This window comes from Microcoleus sp. PH2017_24_DOB_U_A, from assembly GCF_020738205.1.
GTDB lineage: Bacteria > Cyanobacteriota > Cyanobacteriia > Cyanobacteriales > Microcoleaceae > Microcoleus.
Map to the genome: position 1 here is coordinate 1 of NZ_JAEQCT010000011.1, position 2,065 is coordinate 2,065.

Consider the following 2,065-nt stretch of genomic DNA (forward strand, 5'->3'; position numbering starts at 1 on the left):
TCGGGAGGGCGAACGGGTTGAGTTTCAAAGTATCAATCTAAGTTTGCCGATCGAGCAATTATATGAGGAAATTATTTTCGATCGACAGCCCTAGATATACGATCCTTCTGCAAGGACTGGTAAATCAATCAGGAATCGACTTTTCCCAGATTCCCAGATTAACGCACTCTGGATCGCTCTTTCTTCTACGGATTGAGTTTGTTGTAGACACAGAATTTACAGATCGACAGTCATAATTTAAGCTGCTACTGTAGTTGCTGGCAAAGGTTCAATTTCTTCTGGTTTGGCGTGACGGCGGGGGTCATCAAAATCCCAAGCAAACAGCCAATCTGGGTCAGCATTACCGCAGCCGATCGAATATATTTGGCTGTATTTGAAATGCTGGAAAAACTCGTGACATTTTTCGTCGGTCATTAGGGATTCTGCTAGCGGCAAATCGTGAATTAGAGCGTATAGATCGAATTCGTTTCGTTCTGGATTCCATTGATAGCGGAGTTCTGGAGTGTAACCGAGTTCGATCAGTTGTGCAATTGTGCGATCGGGTTTTTATAGTTATATCAGGTTCGGTTAAATAGATATAATTCCTGTAGGGGCGGGTTCACTAATAATAATTGCCGAAAACCGACAATCTCATAAACCCGCCCGGCCGGTTCTTATAAGCAATTAACCGAACTTGATATTATCTAAGTGAACACAGATTTTCGTGATGCCAAAGTCAAGGAAGGTAAGCAAGCAGAGTTTTTGATGTTTGATGTTTTTCCGTGGACACTAATCGAGAAAATTGGGACAATTAATAGTAGTATGGCAACACAAGTTGAAACGACTTTGGCAAGCACCGGGCATCAACCCGCGATTGCTGTAGAGCCTACCTGGTATTTTTGATGGGAGACGCTAAACCTATGATTGAGCTAACTCAAGGTGACATCCTCAAAGCTGACCCTGAAGCATTAGTTAACACTTTGAATTGTGTGGGCGTCATGGGACGCGGTATCGCACTACAATTCCGAAAAGCTTTTCCAGAAAACTTCAAAGCTTATGAGTTTGCTTGCAAAGCTCATATCAATTCCGGTTGCACCGGAATGATATAGCTTTGGTTTTTGGCCACCAGTGAAAACAAGTAATCCCTTTAATTAAAGAAGGTTGCTTGAGAAGAGCTTGGCAGCGCTGAAATAGCACTTCCTCTAATTCATCAAGATTTTCAAATGAACGATTGGCAATTGGTTCATTTACCAACGGCCAGAGACGCTCTGCTGGTTGTAATTCAGGAGAATGAGAGGGCATAAATTCTAAGTGTAAACCCTCTGGAACTATAACTTGTGGGCTAGTATGCCAGCCAGCTTGGTCAATAGTTAAGATGATGTGTTTATCTTTGCCTAGTCCAAATTCTTTGGCAAAATCTACTAAAACTTTGTTAAAAAGTTCGATGTTAACTTTTGGGAGAATCCAAAAGTAGGTTTCTCCCGTTGACGGGTGTACAAAACCATACAACCATAGCCATTGATATCGCCAATTGACGTTGGCTATGGGCTGCTCGACCTAGCCTACCCAAACTCGCCTAAGTATCGGCTTTAGTCCGAGACGATGTTCATCCATTCCCCACACTTCTACTGCTGCCAATGGATGCTGCTGTTGAATTCGTTTGGCTCGCGTTCGCAGTTTTTTTTCCAAGCTTCTTGAGCCTCAAGGTCAGCTAGGTCATGTTCCGGTCGGGGTACCCGTAACCGAAACTCCAACGAACGTAGATAGTCCCAACCCCTTTGTACGCTGACTGGACGATCGAGTAAATTACCGATCCACTCAGCAACTTTACGACTGTTCCATAATCCTCCATCAGCAGTCGGAGTTCGTAAAGTTTGCAACAGTTGTGCTTGTTCTACAACAGAGAGTAAAGGTGGAGTGCCCGGATGTTGATGACGTTTGTCTTTCAACCCATGTGCACCTAATTGATTGTAGCGACGGACTAAGCGATATTAGGACTTACGCATTGACAAAAAGCATTATCTATGTACTCTCGGCCATAGCATCACTCTGAAGGTTCGCAAAAATATGCTCACGTATAACTAAA

Annotated in this window: 4 protein-coding genes and 1 pseudogene; 2 read left to right on the plus strand and 3 right to left on the minus strand. The window is 43.3% G+C overall.

Features of this window, described 5'->3' with window-relative positions; genetic code table 11:
* Positions 1–237: 237 nt before the first annotated feature.
* The gene (locus tag JGK07_RS00170; RefSeq protein WP_293187159.1) at positions 238–414 is read right to left on the minus strand and encodes a hypothetical protein; all 177 of its coding nucleotides are present in this window, start codon (positions 412–414) and stop codon (positions 238–240) included.
* 273 nt (positions 415–687) lie between these two features.
* On the opposite strand from JGK07_RS00170, the gene JGK07_RS00175 reads away from it, so the two are divergent.
* Together JGK07_RS00175 and JGK07_RS00180 are read left to right on the plus strand one after the other, a co-directional pair.
* Positions 688–882: a DarT ssDNA thymidine ADP-ribosyltransferase family protein gene (locus JGK07_RS00175; RefSeq protein ID WP_293187160.1), complete on the plus strand. Its 195-nt coding sequence runs from the start codon at positions 688–690 to the stop codon at positions 880–882.
* Positions 883–899: 17 nt separating this feature from the next.
* A complete protein-coding gene (locus JGK07_RS00180) occupies positions 900–1,088 on the plus strand; it encodes a macro domain-containing protein (protein ID WP_293187161.1) in 189 nt (62 codons plus the stop codon).
* Here JGK07_RS00180 and JGK07_RS00185 read toward each other — a convergent pair.
* Positions 1,060–1,524, minus strand: a complete 465-nt coding sequence (locus tag JGK07_RS00185; protein ID WP_293187162.1) for an IS630 family transposase — start codon at positions 1,522–1,524, stop codon at positions 1,060–1,062. The two genes, JGK07_RS00180 and JGK07_RS00185, sit on opposite strands and share 29 nt — an antisense overlap.
* Positions 1,525–1,604: 80 nt before the next feature.
* Positions 1,605–1,958, minus strand: a pseudogene (locus tag JGK07_RS00190) (winged helix-turn-helix domain-containing protein); the annotation flags it as partial.
* Between the last annotated feature and the right edge of the window lie 107 nt (positions 1,959–2,065).